General features: G+C 70.3%; 12 protein-coding genes and 1 pseudogene. 6 read left to right on the top strand and 7 right to left on the bottom strand.

Translation table 11 applies throughout. The features are described 5' to 3' along the window. Nucleotides 1-27: 27 nt before the first annotated feature. On the top strand, nt 28-930 hold the full coding sequence (locus WMF20_RS32645; protein WP_437605766.1) for a hypothetical protein: 903 nt from the start codon (nt 28-30) through the stop codon (nt 928-930). 35 nt (nt 931-965) lie between these two features. Here the strand turns inward: WMF20_RS32645 and WMF20_RS32640 are convergent. Further along, a pseudogene (locus WMF20_RS32640) lies at nt 966-1,742 on the bottom strand (aldo/keto reductase); the annotation flags it as partial. On the opposite strand from WMF20_RS32640, the gene WMF20_RS32635 reads away from it, so the two are divergent. Next, entirely contained in the window at nt 1,714-2,301 is a 588-nt protein-coding gene (locus tag WMF20_RS32635; protein ID WP_437605765.1) for a LysR substrate-binding domain-containing protein, read from the top strand. The pseudogene WMF20_RS32640 and the gene WMF20_RS32635 sit on opposite strands and share 29 nt — an antisense overlap. 192 nt (nt 2,302-2,493) lie before the next feature. After that, the gene (locus tag WMF20_RS32630) at nt 2,494-3,807 is read left to right on the top strand and encodes an endo-1,4-beta-xylanase (RefSeq protein ID WP_437605764.1); all 1,314 of its coding nucleotides are present in this window, start codon (nt 2,494-2,496) and stop codon (nt 3,805-3,807) included. A gap of 129 nt (nt 3,808-3,936) precedes the next feature. Here WMF20_RS32630 and WMF20_RS32625 read toward each other — a convergent pair whose 3' ends face one another. The 3 genes from WMF20_RS32625 to WMF20_RS32615 all read right to left on the bottom strand — a co-directional run bounded on the left by WMF20_RS32625 (nt 3,937) and on the right by WMF20_RS32615 (nt 7,195). Beyond that, nucleotides 3,937-4,488 (bottom strand): nuclear transport factor 2 family protein, encoded by a 552-nt coding sequence (locus WMF20_RS32625; protein ID WP_437605763.1) that lies wholly within the window; start codon nt 4,486-4,488, stop codon nt 3,937-3,939. A 546-nt stretch (nt 4,489-5,034) separates the two neighbouring features. Then, nucleotides 5,035-5,529, bottom strand: coding sequence for a hypothetical protein (locus WMF20_RS32620; RefSeq protein WP_437605762.1), 495 nt, complete (start codon nt 5,527-5,529; stop codon nt 5,035-5,037). 217 nt (nt 5,530-5,746) lie between these two features. Continuing rightward, nucleotides 5,747-7,195, bottom strand: coding sequence for a glucose/sorbosone family PQQ-dependent dehydrogenase (locus WMF20_RS32615; RefSeq protein ID WP_437605761.1), 1,449 nt, complete (start codon nt 7,193-7,195; stop codon nt 5,747-5,749). Nucleotides 7,196-7,870: 675 nt separating this feature from the next. Between WMF20_RS32615 and WMF20_RS32610 the strand changes: the two genes are divergently transcribed. Together WMF20_RS32610 and pgm are read left to right on the top strand one after the other, a co-directional pair. After that, nucleotides 7,871-8,593 (top strand): SAM-dependent methyltransferase, encoded by a 723-nt coding sequence (locus WMF20_RS32610; protein ID WP_129578018.1) that lies wholly within the window; start codon nt 7,871-7,873, stop codon nt 8,591-8,593. Nucleotides 8,594-8,743: 150 nt separating this feature from the next. Next, nucleotides 8,744-10,390 carry a phosphoglucomutase (alpha-D-glucose-1,6-bisphosphate-dependent) gene (gene pgm / locus WMF20_RS32605; protein WP_437605760.1) on the top strand — a complete coding sequence of 549 codons (1,647 nt, stop codon included), beginning with the start codon at nt 8,744-8,746 and terminating at the stop codon, nt 10,388-10,390. A gap of 168 nt (nt 10,391-10,558) precedes the next feature. Here pgm and WMF20_RS32600 read toward each other — a convergent pair whose 3' ends face one another. Both WMF20_RS32600 and WMF20_RS32595 read right to left on the bottom strand, forming a co-directional pair. Next, the gene (locus WMF20_RS32600) at nt 10,559-10,804 is read right to left on the bottom strand and encodes an RING finger protein (RefSeq protein WP_129578016.1); all 246 of its coding nucleotides are present in this window, start codon (nt 10,802-10,804) and stop codon (nt 10,559-10,561) included. A gap of 213 nt (nt 10,805-11,017) precedes the next feature. Continuing rightward, nucleotides 11,018-13,354, bottom strand: coding sequence for a DNA polymerase II (locus tag WMF20_RS32595; protein ID WP_437605759.1), 2,337 nt, complete (start codon nt 13,352-13,354; stop codon nt 11,018-11,020). A 457-nt stretch (nt 13,355-13,811) separates the two neighbouring features. Here WMF20_RS32595 and WMF20_RS32590 point away from each other — a divergent pair, with 457 nt between their 5' ends. Further along, nucleotides 13,812-14,480 carry a DUF4142 domain-containing protein gene (locus WMF20_RS32590; RefSeq protein ID WP_437605758.1) on the top strand — a complete coding sequence of 223 codons (669 nt, stop codon included), beginning with the start codon at nt 13,812-13,814 and terminating at the stop codon, nt 14,478-14,480. A gap of 173 nt (nt 14,481-14,653) precedes the next feature. On the opposite strand, the gene WMF20_RS32585 is transcribed toward WMF20_RS32590, so the two are convergent. Next, nucleotides 14,654-15,823 carry a zinc-dependent alcohol dehydrogenase gene (locus WMF20_RS32585; protein ID WP_437605756.1) on the bottom strand — a complete coding sequence of 390 codons (1,170 nt, stop codon included), beginning with the start codon at nt 15,821-15,823 and terminating at the stop codon, nt 14,654-14,656.

Below are 15,823 nucleotides of genomic sequence, written 5' to 3'. Positions count from 1 at the left end.
CTCCCGTTCTGCGGTACGAGCCCGATCATGGAGATCATCCCCTACGGCGGTTGGAAGCGCGCCGCGCGCATCGTCTGCGGCGACACGGAGGTCGTCGTCACGCTCGACATCGGCCCGCGGATCATCCGCTATGGCGCCATCGGCGGCCCGAACGAGCTGTCCGAGATCCCCGAGGATCAGGGCGCGACCGGCGGGGCCCAGTACAGGTTCTACGGCGGCCACCGGCTCTGGATCGGCCCGGAGGACGAGCAGCGGACGCTGCAGCCGGACAACGATCCGGTCGAGCACCGGGAGGAGAACGGCGCGCACGTGTTCCGGTCCGGCCCGGACAAGTACGGGATGCAGAAGGAGATCCGCATCACGGCGGACGCCGCGGCGGGCAGGTTCGTCCTCGATCACGCGATCGAGAACCACGGCGCCTATGCGGTCGAGCTCGCGCCCTGGGCGCTCACCGTGATGGCGGGCGGCGGTGAGTGCCTGTTCCCGCACGCGCCGTTCTTCCCGCACCCCGAGCGCGTCTTGCCGGCGCGGCCGCTCGTGCTGTGGCCGTACAGCGACATGACCGATCCCCGATGGACCTGGGGCAAGCGCGTGCTCCGCCTGCGGCAGGTCGCCGGTCAGGGCCCGCAGAAGGTGGGGATGCTCGTGAGCCAGGGCTACGCGGCGTACGCGAACCACGGGAACGTGTTCCTGAAGCGGTTCCCGTTCATCGAGGGCGCCACGTACCCGGACATGGGGGTCAATTTCGAGACCTTCTCGAACCAGGACATGCTCGAGGTGGAGTCGCTCGGCCCGCTCCAGCGCGTGGAGCCCGGCGCCCGCGCGCAGCACCGGGAGGCGTGGTATCTCCTGAAGGGCGCGCAGCCGCCCGCCGAGGACGGCGCGTGCGCGGACTGGCTCGAGGCGATCGCGAAGGCTCGGCCGCTGTGATCCGCGGAGCCTGAGCCGCGGACGGGCGCTCCCCGTCAGCGCCGCGCTTCGATCTTCACGTCGCCGGACACGACGCTCCGGGTCAGCGGCCGCGCCAGGAAGTCGTGCGGGAAGCCGAGCTCGACGGCGCTGGCCCGGTCGAGCCGGGCGCGCTGGTCGTCCGTCAGCCGCACGTCGAGGGCGCCCAGGTTGTCCTCGAGCTGCTTCAGGGTCCGCGCGCCCAGGATCGGCGCGGTCACGGCCGGATTCAGCAGCGTCCAGGCGATCGCGATCTGCGACGGCGTCTTGCCGCTCTCGGCCGCGACCGATTTCACCACCTCGGCGATGGCGAGGCCCCGCTCGGTCAGCGCGCCGTTCGCGGCAGCGATGTTCTTCCGCGTGCCGGCCGGGTCCGCCGTGCCGTCGCCGGCGTCCAGATCGGCCTTCGAGTATTTCCCGGTCAGCACGCCGCTGCCCAGCGGCGACCACGGGACGACCCCGAGGCCCATCTCCTGCGCCATGGGGATGAGCTCCCGCTCGACGGTGCGTTGGATGAGGCTGTACTCGATCTGCAGCGCGATCAGCGGCGCCCACCCGCGCAGATCCGCGATCGCCTGCATGCGGGAGACCCGCCAGGCCGGCGCGTCGGAGATGGCGACATAGACCACCTTCCCCGAGCGGACGAGATCGTCCATCGCGCGCAGGACCTCGTCCACGGGCGTCGTCCCGTCCCACGCGTGCAGGTACAGGATGTCGATGTAATCGGTCCCGAGCCGTCCGAGGCTCGCCTCGACCGAGCGCACCATGTTCTTGCGGTGGTTGGTGGTCGAGGACGCGATCGCCGACATCGTCGCGCGCCGCTTCGACGCCGGGGTCCGCCTGGGCGAGCGCCTCGAGCGGGACATGGTGGCCGTGAAGCTGAGCGGCGATCTCTCGATGATGGCGGTGGCGTCGCCGGCCTACCTGGCGCGCCACGGCGTCCCCGCGACCCCGCGCGATCTGCACCGGCACCGCTGCATCAACATGCGCTGGCCGACCGACGGCAGCCTCTATCGGTGGGAGTTCGAGAAGGGGAAGCAGTCCCTGGAGGTCGCCGTCGAGGGCCCGCTCACCGTCAACGACGTGGACCTCGCGCTGCGCGCCGCGGCGGACGGCGTCGGCATCGCGTACGTGTTCGACCAGCAAGCGAGGCCGCTCGTCGAGGCCGGGAAGCTGACGCGCGTCCTGGAGCCCTGGTCGCCGTCGTTCCCTGGCTTTTACCTCTACTACCCGAGCCGCCGGCAGACGCCCCCCGCGCTGCGGGCGTTCGTCGACTTCCTGCGCCGCGCGGGCCCGCCGGAGAAGAAGGCGCGACGCGCCCGTCCCGCCGTCGGCGCGAAGAACCGCGACTGAGATTGGAATTTTCTTCCGGAGTCAGATTTTCTCGTGCCGGCGTCGTTGCGGCTGTGGACTTGGGGGGGAGCGTCCGCTCTACTGTCGCTTCGGCACCCCTATCGGGGCCGCCCGTGCGCGGTGTGACCCGGCGATGATCACGGCACCGCTTCACGGGAACAAGGACGAGATTTTCCTTCGGAGGATGCGAGCATGAGGTCAGCACCCCTTACCCTTCTACTCTCGGCGTTCCTGTGTGCTAGCGGCTGTTCGGACGGCGGCGACGGGGGAGGGGAGACCGGCGGCGCGGGTTCGACGAGCGGCCCTGGTAGCACGACGAGCGGCCCTGGCAGCACGACGAGCGGCCCTGGCAGCACGACGAGCGGCCCCGGCGACACGACATCCACGACCGTCGGCCCGACGAGCGGCTCCGGCGGCGCGGGCGGCGACATGGCCGGCTCGGGCGGCATGGGCGGCGGCGGCGGCTCGGGCGGCAGCGGCGGCGCTGACGCCCGGAGGATCCCCGCCGCGAGCGCCAGCTCGCTCAAGGAGGCCGGCTCGAAGGCGAACCCGCCCATCCTGATCGGCGCGGCCATCTCCGGCTCCGGTCTCAACGACGCGAACTACAAGCGCGTCGCCGCTGCCGAGCACGACTACGTGACGGCGGAGAACGAGATGAAGTGGGACGCGCTGGAGCCCAACCCGGGGAGCTTCAACTACGGTGCCGCGGACAACATCGTCAACTGGGCGACGAGCAATGGAATGAAGGTCAAGGGCCACACCCTGGTGTGGCACAACCAGCTGCCGGGGTGGGTGAACTCCCTGTCTGGGTCGACCGCGGTGGAGCAGGCCATCCGCAGGCACATCGAGAACGTCATGGGCCACTTCAAGAGCAAGATCAAGCACTGGGACGTGGTCAACGAGGCGGTCATTACCAACAGCGACACTGGCGTCGGCAATCCCCGCATGAGGCCCTCGGTGTTCTTCAACACGATGGGGGAGAGGTTCCTCGATTTCGCTTTCCAGGTCGCGAGGGAGCAGGACCCGGAAGCCAAGCTCTATTACAACGACTACAGCATCGACGCGCTCAACGACAAGGCCGATTTCGTCTACAATATGGTCAAGGGGATGGTCGAGCGGGGCGTCCCGATCGACGGCGTCGGCTTCCAGATGCACATCGGGCCGCCGAACAACGAGGCCGGCGGGCCGGACGTGGCGGCGAACCTGAAGCGCTTCTCGGATCTGGGCCTGGAGGTGTTGATCTCCGAGATGGACATCAACCGCTGCGGCGGCGTGGTCACCGCCGAGGAGCAGCTCACTTACTACCACGACATCGTCGCGGCCTGCTTCGCGCTGCCCAAGTGCGTCGCCATCACCTTCTGGGGGATCAACGACGGCAGGTCGTGGCTCAACAGCTGGAGCGGGGCCTTGTGCAACGGGCAGAGCTCGCAGTCGCTGCTCTTCAATGACCAGTATCAGAAGAAAGAGACCTACAACAAGGTGCTGGACGCCCTGCTGGGCCGCTAGAACACCGATCTCGTCGATCGACCGCCCCCACGCGCAGGCGTGGGGGCGCCTTGTAACTGCGCGCGAGCGCGCCTCTCGCCCGCCGGACAGGGGGGCGACGTCAGCGGCGCGCGAGCCGCCCCTCCAGGATCACGGCGCCTCCAGCGGGAGCTCCTCGTTGGGCAGGCCGACCGACCAGTGCCCCTGGATGATCTTCCACTGCCCGCCCTCCTTGCGGAAGACGAGGCTCAGCCGGCTCGGGACGTCGCCGCCCAGGAAGGCGAACGTCGGGTCGTCCGCCACCCAGGCGACGGTGCCCTGCTGCTGCAGCTGGAGGAGCCCTCCGGTGGCCTCGATCGGGAGCCCGCCGTCGTTCGGGTACCCCAGGCCATCGAGGAAGATGAACATGTCCTGCCACCATTGAACGATGGCGTCGTGGCCGGCATAGACCTCCCCGGGCGCCGTGCCGAGGAACACCGCGTTCGGGCTGGTCGAGATGATGTCTTCGATGAAATCGAGATCACCGTTGGTGGACGCCTGGTAGAACTGATGGACCAGGCTGGCGATGTGGGTGTGCTCCGGGACGGTGAGGCAGATGGGTACGACCTCGGCCTCGGCGCTCTTCATCGTGCCTCCGAGCGCCAGCATGGCCGTCGACGCTGCGATCACGTGAAAGACCTTTCCCATCAAACCGTTCTTCATGTCCATTCTCCTTCGCTGGATTCACCACGAGGGCGTGGCATGTGTCATCGTTGCCGCCTTGATCGCGGCGAGCAGACGTTGCTTCCTCACGCAGCGCGAAGCTCGAGTCGGCGGCGATCGTCCTCTCCCCTCTGCCAGCGGCAGAAGGGCGCAACCAGGTGCGCTCCGGAAGGTCGACGCTGCTGCTCGGCCTCGCTCCGGGGGGCAAAGCACCCGACGTGCCAAGCGTAGAAACAGCTCGATTTCTCGAACCGTCGCTTCCCACGCGCCGGACGGTGCGCCGCTCGCCGTGAAATGCGGCCCATTTCACCGTGACATGTCACGGGTTGCGGCGTGACATGTCACGGATCGCAGGATTGCGGCGTGACATTCGCCGGCCGGGCTTCGGGCGGGCGGAGGGGGCGCCCGGCTCGCGCCGCACCAGGCCAGCGCTCTCCGGCGAGCACCTGGGCGGTCGCCGCCGAGGACGCGCCGCTGACGGCGGCGATGCGGTCCGGGGGTGTCGGCCAGCGTTTCGAGGAGGAGAGTCCCCGCCGGCCGCGCCGTCTACGGCACGGGCTCGACGTCGAACGTCGCCGTCGAGACCCCTTGTCCGTCATACGAATCGCCGATGACGCGCAGGCGGTAGAGCGCCGTGTGGTCCGCGTTCCACACGAGGAGCCCGAGCCCGATGACAGACGACTCCTCGGTCGTGTGCGTCGTCGCCCCGCTCAGGTACGTCCTCTGCTCCCAGGTGCCCGTGAGCCCCTCCGGGCAGGTGTCGACCTCCGTCGGGACGTCGCCCAGCGCGCTGAAGGTCCCCTTCGCGCAGAGGGAGCCCGGCGTGGGCGAGGAGAGCGAGAGCACCATCGCCTGATAGAGGCTCAGGTCGCCGGCGCCCGCGACGATGGCGCCGTCGGCGAGCCGCACGCCGTCGCTCTCGGTCGCCACCGACGGCGTCACGAGCGTCACCCGCCTCGGTCCCGTCGATTCCGGCGGGACGGCTTCCGTACCACCGCACCCGCCGACGAACAGCAACGACAACGACAGCCATGCGCGCATCGAGCGCCTCTCCATGCGATGACCCGCCGAGGGAAGGGGACCCGGACAGCCAGGCTATCACGGCGCGCGGCGCGCATGGAGAGCCACCGGCAGCGGGGCGCGGCAGCCTCGCCCCGGGCCGGCGGCACCGGGGCGAGGCACCGCTCGTCTCGGGTCACACCCACGCGGTCGCGGAGCTGCGCTGGCGGGGCGCAGGCCCCGCTCCTCCGGCGTCAGCTCAGTTCGTGCCCGTGTACTTGAACTCCAGGATCGCTCCCGGGTTGCTCAGCGCCGTCGTGGACCCGCCGGTCGGCCCGCTGGTGCTCCCCTGGCTATCCGTGATCACGTAGACCGTCAGGCCATCCGGGCTCAGCGCGAGATCGCGGTAGCGGTTGGTGGTCTGGAAGTGGACGACCGGCTCGCCGATCACGGAGTCCCCGGCGGGGCCCAGGCTCACGCGGTACACCGCGCCCTTCTTGAGGGTGGTCATCAGGAGCGAGCCCTCCCACCCGGGGATGCCGGGCTCAGCGGCATAGGTGTGGAGCGAGGAGGGCGCGATCGTCGGCCAGCAGATGTAATCGTTGCCCCCGCACGCCGGATCCTTGAAGTTGTAGCCGTTCGGGACCGTGTAGAAGGTGACGAGCGGCGGCGTGAAATCGGGGTGGCTCCAGGCGCTCTCCTGCTGCCGGGGGACCGAGGAAGGGGGCGTGTAGTCGTTCCACGCGAGCGACGAGCACGGCGTCGGGCTCGAGGCGGACCAGTTGTCGTACGTATAGGCCTGACTGTCCTGGTAGCCGGCGACGTGCGGCCAGCCATAGTTCTTGCCGGGCTGGATGAGGTTGAGCTCGTCGTCGCTCTTGGGCCCATGCTCGTTCGCGTAGAGCTTGCCGTCGCGGAACGTGAGGCCCTGCGGGTTGCGGTGGCCGTACGAATAGACGTGGCTGCGGACGCCGGCGATCTGCGGGTTGTCGCCCGGGATCGAGCCGTCGAGGTCGAGGCGCAGGATCTTGCCGGTGTATTTCGACCAGTTCTGCGCCGCGACCTCGGTCGCCGTGGGCAGGTCCTGCGCGCCGACGGGGAGGCACTTCCTGTTGAACTGGTTGTTCCCCTGGTCCCCGACGGTGTAATAGAGCTTTTGATCGGGGCCGAACAGGAGCCGCGCGGAGTTGTGATCGTCGCTCCCGGGCAGGCCCGTGATGATGTCGACGGGGCTCCCCAGGGTCTTGGTCGTGGGGTTGTACGTGTAGCGACGGATCTTCGCCCTGCGGTTCACGGCTGAGCCTGGATCGGCGTCATAGGTGTAGGAGACGTACACATAGTCGTTGCCCGTGCCCTGGAGCAGGTCCGGGTGCAGGGCGAGGCCCAGCACCCCGTCCTGTCCTCCCGACTGGTACGCTTCCGTGATGGTGACCGCGGTCGTCTTCTGGCCGTCCGAGGGCCTGACGCGCACGACCCGCTTCCCCACGCGCTCGGTCAACCACAGGTAGCCGTCCGGCCCCCAGACGATCCGCATCGGATACGACAGCCCGCGCAAGATCTCGCGCGACGTGAAGCCGGCGTCCAAGCCCGCGCGCGCCTCGACGACGGGCTCGCTCTCGGCGGGGCCATCGTCGTGCGCTTCGACCGGACCGTCCAGGGGGTCCTCGGAGCCGCATCCGACGAGGCTCCACGAAGCCGCGGAGAGCAAACCAACCTGAGCCAGGAAGATCGTTGAGCGACGTGAGACAAATGCGGACATGGGATTACCTCGCTGTTCGTTTCGAAGGACGGCGCTGACCAAGTCCCACCGCTCCAGGGCCCGGCGGACGTGATGAGCGAGCTTCCGACGTGAAACCGCGGATCGCAGGGCATCCGTCGTGTCGTGCCCTGGCAGGAAGAGGTCTTTACTATGGGTGGCGATTGTCAAGTTGAATCTGCAATGCAACGTGAATGGCCGGGCGTGCGCGCGTGGCGACTGCGACGCTCACGCAAGGATCGGTCAGGCGATTGTTCAACGGCAGGTCAGGTGAACCATGTAGCCATGGCAGGTCAGGTGAACATGCAATGGCAGGCTCAGGTGAGCCAGGGAGGCGGCAGCGCTGCGCTGCAACGTGGATGCCCCGCGATCGGAGGCCCCCGGCTGAGGCCGCCGCTGGCGCCGGCGCGCTCGCGGCTCGTCGGCTCAATCGGCCGCGTCCGAAGCGATCGCGGGCGCCGGGCGGCTCCACCGGGCTGATGGGCGCCGGGTCCCCGCCCTGCGCGGGGGCCCCGACACGAAGCCTCGACCATCGGATCGAAAACCCCGCCCTGCCGAGAGGACGCGAAGGGCGGTACTCCTTCTCTGCAGGCGGTCCGAGCGGCCGTCAGCCGAGGAGAACGCGAGATGGGGACCGACGAGCACGAAAAGAACGCGGCGGCCTTCGGGCGCGAGCGCGCATTGAGCTACGACGACCAAGTGCACCGCTTCTGGCCAGGTCATGGCCTCATGCACCGGATCGCCGCCGAGGTGATCGCCGCGGCGCTCCCGGACGACGAGGCCGCGTCGCTGCTGATGGTCGGCATCGGGACCGGGAGCGAGGTGACGCCGTTCGCGCGCTACATGGGGGCCGGCGTCCGTTTCACGGGCGTCGATCCCTCGGCGGAGATGCTCGCCGTCGCGAGAGAGAGGCTCGCGGCGGAGGGCCTCCTCGAGCGGACGAGCCTGCATGCCTGCGAGCTGCGCGACCTCGCGCGCGGGCCCCTGTTCGACGGCGCCCAGATGATCGGCGTCCTGCACCACCTCCCGGGGGACGAGGCTCGCGTCGCGCTGCTCCGCGAGATCGCCGGGCGGCTGAAGCCGGGGGCGCCCTTCGTGATCGGCTGCCGGACCGGGGACGATCCGCGGCTGACGGCCGTCGAGGACCGGCGGGCGTTCGCGGGGGGGCGGCCGCCCGAGGCGGCGGAGAAGCGACGGAAGATGATGGCGTCGTTGAGGATCCCGGCCTCGGAGGAGGAGGTCTTCGCGCTCCTCTCCCGGGCAGGCTTCGTGGCGCCTTGTTTGATCTTCGGCGAGCTGCACATCAGGGCCTGGGTCACTCGCTACGAGCCATCCACGGTCGGCGCGTGACGTGGCGGGGCGCGGGGCCGCGGCTCCGCCCGATGCCGACTGGGCGGTCCCGAGGGCGGGGCCGCCGCGGGGCGCCGCGGCGCCCGCTGCGGCCCCCGGCGCCTCGTGGGAGGGTTGGCTCGTCCCGCGCGTTCGGCTATGCGGAGGGCCATGGCGCTCCACCCCCTCGCGGGCCGTAAAGCCCCGCCCGATGTGCTGATCGATCCGGACAAGCTGCGCGCGCAGTACTACAGCGAGCGCCCCGACCCGAGCGATCCGCAGCAGCGCGTCGCCTTCGGCACCTCCGGCCACCGCGGCTCGGCCGCGCGGCGCAGCTTCAACGAGGCGCACGTCCTCGCGGTCGCGCAGGCCATCTGCGATTACCGCGCGAAGCAGGGCACCACGGGCTCGCTCTACCTCGGCATGGACACCCACGCGCTCTCCGAGCCGGCGCAGCGCTCCGTCATCGAGGTCCTCGCCGCCAACGGCGTCGACGTCCTCATCGCCGAGCGCAACGGCGTCACGCCGACGCCGGTCATCTCGCACGCGATCCTCATCCAGAACCGCGGGCGCACCTCGGGCCTCGCGGACGGCGTGGTGATCACGCCCTCGCACAACCCGCCCGACGACGGCGGCATCAAGTACAACCCGCCGAACGGCGGTCCGGCCGACACCGCCGTCACCGGCTGGATCGAGGACCGCGCCAACGAGCTGCTCCGCACCGGCAACGCGGGCGTGAAGCGCATGACCTACGAGGCCGCGCTGCGCGCGTCGACGACGCACCCGTACGATTACGTCGGCTCGTACGTCGCCGACCTCGGCAACGTCGTGGATCTCGAGGCCGTGCGCGGCGCGAAGCTGCGCCTCGGCGTCGATCCGCTCGGCGGCTCGAACATCGCGTACTGGGGGCCGATCGCCGAGAAATTCGGGCTGGACCTCACCGTGGTGAACCAGGCCGTCGACCCCACCTTCAGCTTCATGCCGCTCGATCACGACGGCAAGATCCGCATGGACTGCTCGTCGCCGTACGCGATGGCGAACCTCATCGCGCTCAAGGACGACTACGATCTCGCGTTCGGCAACGACGCCGACTCGGATCGCCACGGCATCGTCACGCGCAGCGCCGGGCTGATGAACCCGAACCACTACCTCGCCGTGGCGGTGTTCTACCTCTACCAGAACCGCCCCGAGTGGCGGCCCGACGCGGCCGTGGGCAAGACGCTCGTCTCGAGCAGCATGATCGACCGGGTGGCGAAGCACCTCGGCCGGCCGCTGCGCGAGGTGCCGGTCGGCTTCAAGTGGTTCGTCGACGGGCTGCTCGACGGCTCGCTCGGCTTCGGCGGCGAGGAGAGCGCGGGGGCCTCGTTCCTGCGGCGGAACGGGCGGGTGTGGTCGACGGACAAGGACGGCATCATCCTCGACCTGCTCGCCGCCGAGATCCTCGCGCGCACCGGCCGTGACCCGGCCGAGCACTACCGCGACCTGACCCAGCGCTTCGGCGCGCCGCTCTACACCCGCATCGACGCCCCGGCGACGCCCGCCGAGAAGAGCGTGCTGAAGAAGCTCTCCCCCGACGCGGTGCGCGCCCAGAGCCTCGCGGGCGAGCCGATCACCGCGAAGCTCACCCGCGCGCCGGGCAACGGCGGCGAGATCGGCGGGCTCAAGGTCGTCGCCGAGAACGGCTGGTTCGCCGCGCGGCCCTCGGGCACCGAGGACGTCTACAAGATCTACGCGGAGAGCTTCAAGGACCAGGCGCACCTCGATCGCATCCTCGACGAGGCGCGCGCGATGGTCGCCGACGCGCTGTCGGCGAGGTGAGCGCCCCGGGGGGACATCGGCCCGGGGCGAGCTCCATCAAGGCGGGAGCGCTGGAAGATCGTTGATCGTCTCTCCCGCCTTCCCCTGGCTGGCGTCCCGGGCGTCAACCGCGGGCAATCCGGAGACCGAGCGGCGAGAGGTGGGGCTTCGCGCCGAGCAGGACGCGAATCACCAGGTCCAGGTCGCGGTCGGACGCGCGTCCTGGGGCTGATTGCAGTTCGGACACTTGCTGTTCTTCTTGTTTTTGTCGAACCAGTCGGCCAGGCATCTCCAGTGAAATGGGTGCGGCGTGGGGTAGCACGAGGTGAACCAGGCCTCTCCGTCGTCGGATTGCCGTTTGGTGATCTTCTCCAGGCAAATCGTGCACCTGGTGTCCGAGTCGAACGTGAAATGATCCGGTGCTTTTGAGCTCATGGGGCCCTCCCGCGCGCGCCAACGCGCGCGCCGCCGCAAGTCTACGTCCACACCCCGCGCCGGATCAATCCAGCCGGGGTCCAGCGCCGCCGGGCCTCTCGGCGCTGCTTCGCCACTGCGCCGGGCAGCGCCTCGTCCCCGCGGTGGGCGAGGGCCTCGCGCGCGGCGCAGGGCGGTCCGCCGTGTCGAGGACGCGATTTCCAGCGCCCGGGGCTAAAACAACGACAGCTGCCGCCGCGCCCCGATCATCGCGTCGAAGTCCTCGCCCCCGCGCCACCGCAGCACCGAGTCCGCGATCGGCTTGAGCTGCTGCGACACGTAATGGTCGTAGTCCGGCGGCGCCGTCGTCTGGCCGACCGGCTCGGGGCCCGCGCGCGTGATCACGTACGCCACGATCCGCCCCGCGTCCCCGCCCAGCTTGCGCGCCGCCTTCACGTGCGGCGGCGTCGTCTTCGTGTACGCGCCGAGCGGCTTGCGCAGCGCCTTCTTGTAGACGAGCTCCGCGTCGAACCGCCCCGCGCGCAGCTCCGCCACGAAGGTCCGCACGAAGCCCTCGACCGGGCGGTCGTGGAAGACGAGATCGAGCAGCTCCCGCTGGAAGCGCCGCGCGACCGCGCTCGCGTCGCGCCGGACCGCCTCGAGCCCGACGATCTCGAGCTTGCCGCCGCCCTCGCCGGCGACCAGGCCCGCGTAGCGCTTCTTGCTGCCCTGCGCGGCGCCGCGCAGCTCGGGCAGGAGGAAGCGCGCATAGACCTTCTCGAACTCGAGCTCCAGCCGGCTCTCGCACCCGAAGGTCCTCGCGATCTCGGCGGCGACCGAGGCCGAGACGGCGTCGCGGAGCTCCTCGGCGCGGGCGGCGGCGCGCGCGGCGTCCGGCTCGCCGATGTCGACGAAGAGCGAGTCGGTGTCGCCGTAGAGGACCCGGTGCCCGGCCCTCCGCACCGCCTCCGCCGTCAGCCGGATGACGTGCTGGCCGGCGCTCGTGATCGCGTTCGCGACGGCCGGGGAGAACAGGCGCGACGCCGGCGAGCCGAGCACGCCGAAGAGCGAGTTCATGAGGATCTTGATGGCCATGGCGCCGCGCTCGTCGCCCGCCCGCCGCGCCTCGGCCCGCTCGTCCCAGAGGCGCGCGACGAGCTCGGGGAGGATGCCCGGCTCGCCGCGCCGGAACGCCGCGCCGCCCGGCGTCACGATGAGCGCCTCCGGCGGCGCCCCGTCCCCCGCCACGAAGGTGAGCGGATCGATGTTGAACGTGCGGATGAGGCTCGGATAAAGGCTCTTGTAATCGTAGACGACGATGTTGCGGTAGAGGCCCGGGAGCGGCTCGAGCACGAGGCCGCCGGCGATCTCGACATCCTCGTCCGGCGCCTCCCGCGACACCGACGGCGCGACCTTGCCGCGGGCGCGGAGCGCGGGCAGGTACAGCGAGTCGATCGCGGCGATCTGCGCGCCCACGCGGTCGAGCTGCATGCCCGTGAGCAGGCTCCGCCGGACCGAGAGCTCGATGAGGCCGGTCTTCTCCAGGAGGTCCCGGACGAGGCGGGCGTCCTCGAGGTTGTACGCCGCGAGCAGCGCCGGGTCGTCGCGGTACGACGCCTCGATGTGCGCGCCCCGGTCGTCGGACGCGAACAGCTTGCCGCGCCCGAGGATCGTCTGCGCGGCGGTCTCGAGGCGGTAATCCTCGAGGCGCATGAAGGCGCTGCGGAGCAGCGCGAGGCCGTCGAGCACCACGCGCCCCGGGAGCACGGCGCGCGCCTCGCGCGAGAAGCCCGGGTCGCGCAGGATCGAGACCTCCTCGGGGCCCCGCCCGAGCGCGCACGAGAGCCCGGCGCGGCGGCAATAGCGCTGGAGCGCCGGCAGATCGAAGTCCGGGATGTTCCAGCCGGTGAGGACGTCGGGATCCGCGTCCGCGACGTGCGCGAGGAACCGCTCGAGCAGCGTCCGCTCGTCGGGGAAGCGCTCCACGTAGGCGGGCAGGCCGGACGGGACGGGCTCGTCCCGGACGAGCAGGCAGCGCTCGCCGCCCGCGCCGGCGACGGCGATCGAATAGAGCTGCTCGCCGTCGAGGCTCGTCTCGATGTCGAGCGACAGCACGCGCAGCGCCGGGACGAAGGTCGCGGGGAAGAGCTCGGGGTTCTTGTACACGCGCCCGACGCCCGGGCGGAGCTCGAACGGCCCGGAGACCGCGAACGCCCCGCGGATGCCGCGATCGATAAGGAAGCGGTAGGCGAAGCGCACGTCCGCCTCGAGGGCGTCGGCGCCGGCCTCGGCCAGCCTGTCGCGCAGCGCCGCGACGTCCCGCGGGAGCGGGGCGAAGACGCGCATCACCGGCTCGCCGTCGAGCGTTTCGAGCGCCTCCGGGGAGACGCGATTGCCCGCGAGCCGCCGCGCGATGTCCGCGTCGCGCTCGCGCACGAAGAAGTACGGCCTGAACCTGTCCTCGACGACGAGCGCCGGCGTGCCGTCCTCCATCACCGCATACAGATGGATCTCCGGGCATCCGGCGACGACCCGGTACGTGGGCGTGAGGATGAAGCCGCGGTCGGGCATGTGCGGGTGCGCTGAGGCCTCCGGGCGAGCTCGTCGCCGGTGCGCGGGGCGGCCCGGGACCGCTCCGCGCCACGCCGCACTTGACCACCGGGACCGGCCCCCCGCAAGCCCCGTCTCACCCCCGGCGCCACGGATCCTCCGGAGGAGCGCGGCGGCCCTCGGAGCCGGGGCTCGCCGGAGAAAGCGCCTTTTGCGGAGGCGACGTCGCGTGGAGGGATGATGGCAGCCTATCCATCGCTTCCCGCGAAGGCCTGAGACATGGCACCGGAGTCCTGCCCGGGTGCGCGGCGCCTGCCCTCGCTGCGCGCCCGCGCGCGCCGCGGTGAGCAGCGCCGTCCCGCCGATTCCGTCGAGAGCGGGTCCGCTACTTGCTTGATGTTGGAGACGTAGTGACCCGCGGGCGTTCCATGGATCGGTCCGTGAGGCGCGCCGCGGAAAACAAGGAAGGGAATCCACCATGATGCGCCATCATTTCAAGCATCGGGTCGCGGTGATCGCCGCGCTCGCCGCGAGCGTCGTCGGCAGCTCCGCGCACGCGCACGGGCGGGGAGGTTACGCTCAGCAGCAAGGCGCGCATATCTCCCAGCAACAGCGGCCGCAGCAGCAGAGGCCGCAGCACGCGACCTCGCAGCGCGCGCAGACGCAGGTGTCCGACGGCGCCATCGCCGGGGTCGTCTCGGCGAACAACCATCTCGAGATCTCCCTGGCGAAGATCGCCCGCAAGCAGGCGCGGTCGCGCGAGGTCAAGGATTTCGCCCGGGATATGCTCGAATCCCACACCCACTCGGAGCGCCGTCTGAGCACGCTCGTCCGGCGCTTCAGGATCCAGGTGCAGCCGACGCGGGTGAGCGCGATGCTCGTCGGGCACGCGCCGCTCTTCGCGGCCTACCTCCGCCGGCAGCCGGCCCAGAAATTCGACCACGCGTTCATCAAGTCCCAGGTGATGACGCACCGCTATACGCTGCGGATGCTGGACGAGCAGCTCATCCCGAAGGTGAAGGAGCCGGCGCTGAGAGAGGAGCTCCAGAGAGTGCGGGAGCAGGTGGTGAACCACCTGGAGCGGGCGCAGACGCTCCACGCGAAGCTCGCGAAGCAACAGGGGACGTCCTCCGGACAGGGCCGCTAGAACGCCGATCGCGTTGAAATCCCGCGAAGATCCATTCATGGGAAGAGGGCCGCGAGGGCGCAAGGGACGCAAGGGGAAGAGAAGAATATAATTCAACTCTGTGCCTCTGCGCCTCTTGCGCCTCTTGCGCCTCTTGCGCCTCTTGCGATCTCTCCTTTTGCTGCATGCGGGCGTCAGGGCGCGAACACCGCGCGCATGCACCCCTCCGCGCGCTCCTCGAACAGCCGGTATCCGCGCGGCCCGTCCTCCAGGCACATCCGGTGCGTCAGGAGGTACGAAGGATCGAGGTCGCCGCTCTGGAGGAGGTGGAGGAGCCTCGGGATGTACCGCTGCCCGTGCTGCTGTCCGGTCCTGACGATCAGGGCCTTGTTCATGAGCGCCCCGAGCGGGATCTTGTCGGCGAACCCGGCATAGACGCCCGCGATCGACACCGTGCCGCCCTTGCGGCAGGCCAGCATCGCCTCGCGCACAACGAGCGGGCGATCGGTCTGCAGCCGGAACGCCTGCTTCACCCGGTCGTACGCGTACTGCAGGCCCACGCCGTCGGCCTCCATGCCCACCGCGTCGATGCAGGCGTCGGGGCCGCGCCCGCCCGTCATCTCGCGGAGCGCCTCCTGCACGTCGACCTCGGCGTAGCTCAGCACCTCGGCGCCCCCGTGCGCCTTCGCCATGGCCAGTCGGTCCGGGACCCGGTCGATCGCGATGACGCGCTCGGCGCCGAGCAGATACGCGCTCTCGATCGCCATCTGACCGACCCCGCCGCACCCCCACACGGCCACGACATGGCCCGGCCGGATGTCGCAGAGATCGGCCGCCATGTAGCCCGTCGAGAGCGCGTCGGACGCGAACAGGGCGCTCTCGTCCCGCACCCCGTCGGGCACCTTGAACGCGCCGTGATCCGCGAACGGCACCCGCACGTACTCCGCGTGGCTCCCCGCGAACCCCCCGAAGGCGTGCGAGTAGCCGAAGATCGCCGCCGTCGTGTCCCCGAGGATCCTGTCCGCCACCACGTGGTGAGGGTTCGAGTTCTCGCAGAGCGACCACAGCTCGCTCTGGCAATACGCGCACCGCCCGCAGCCGATGATGGACGATACCACGACCCGATCGCCCCGCTGCACCCGCTTCACCTCCGCGCCGGTCTCCACGACCTCGCCGAGGAACTCGTGCCCGAGGATGTCGCCCTCCCTCATCGTCGGGACGTACCCGTGGAGCAGGTGCAGATCCGAGCCGCAGACCGACGACAGCGAGACGCGGACGATGGCGTCGTGCGGGCTCAGGATCCTCGGCTCCGGCACCGACGCGACCGCGACGTCATTCACCCCGTTCCAGCAGATCGCTCGCAT

The sequence above is a fragment of the Sorangium sp. So ce834 genome, assembly GCF_051521425.1.
In the GTDB taxonomy this organism is placed as follows: Bacteria; Myxococcota_A; Polyangia; order Polyangiales; family Polyangiaceae; genus Sorangium; species Sorangium cellulosum_D.
The sequence above is the reverse complement of the archived record's forward strand: the minus strand, read 5'-3'. Positions and strand labels throughout refer to the sequence as shown.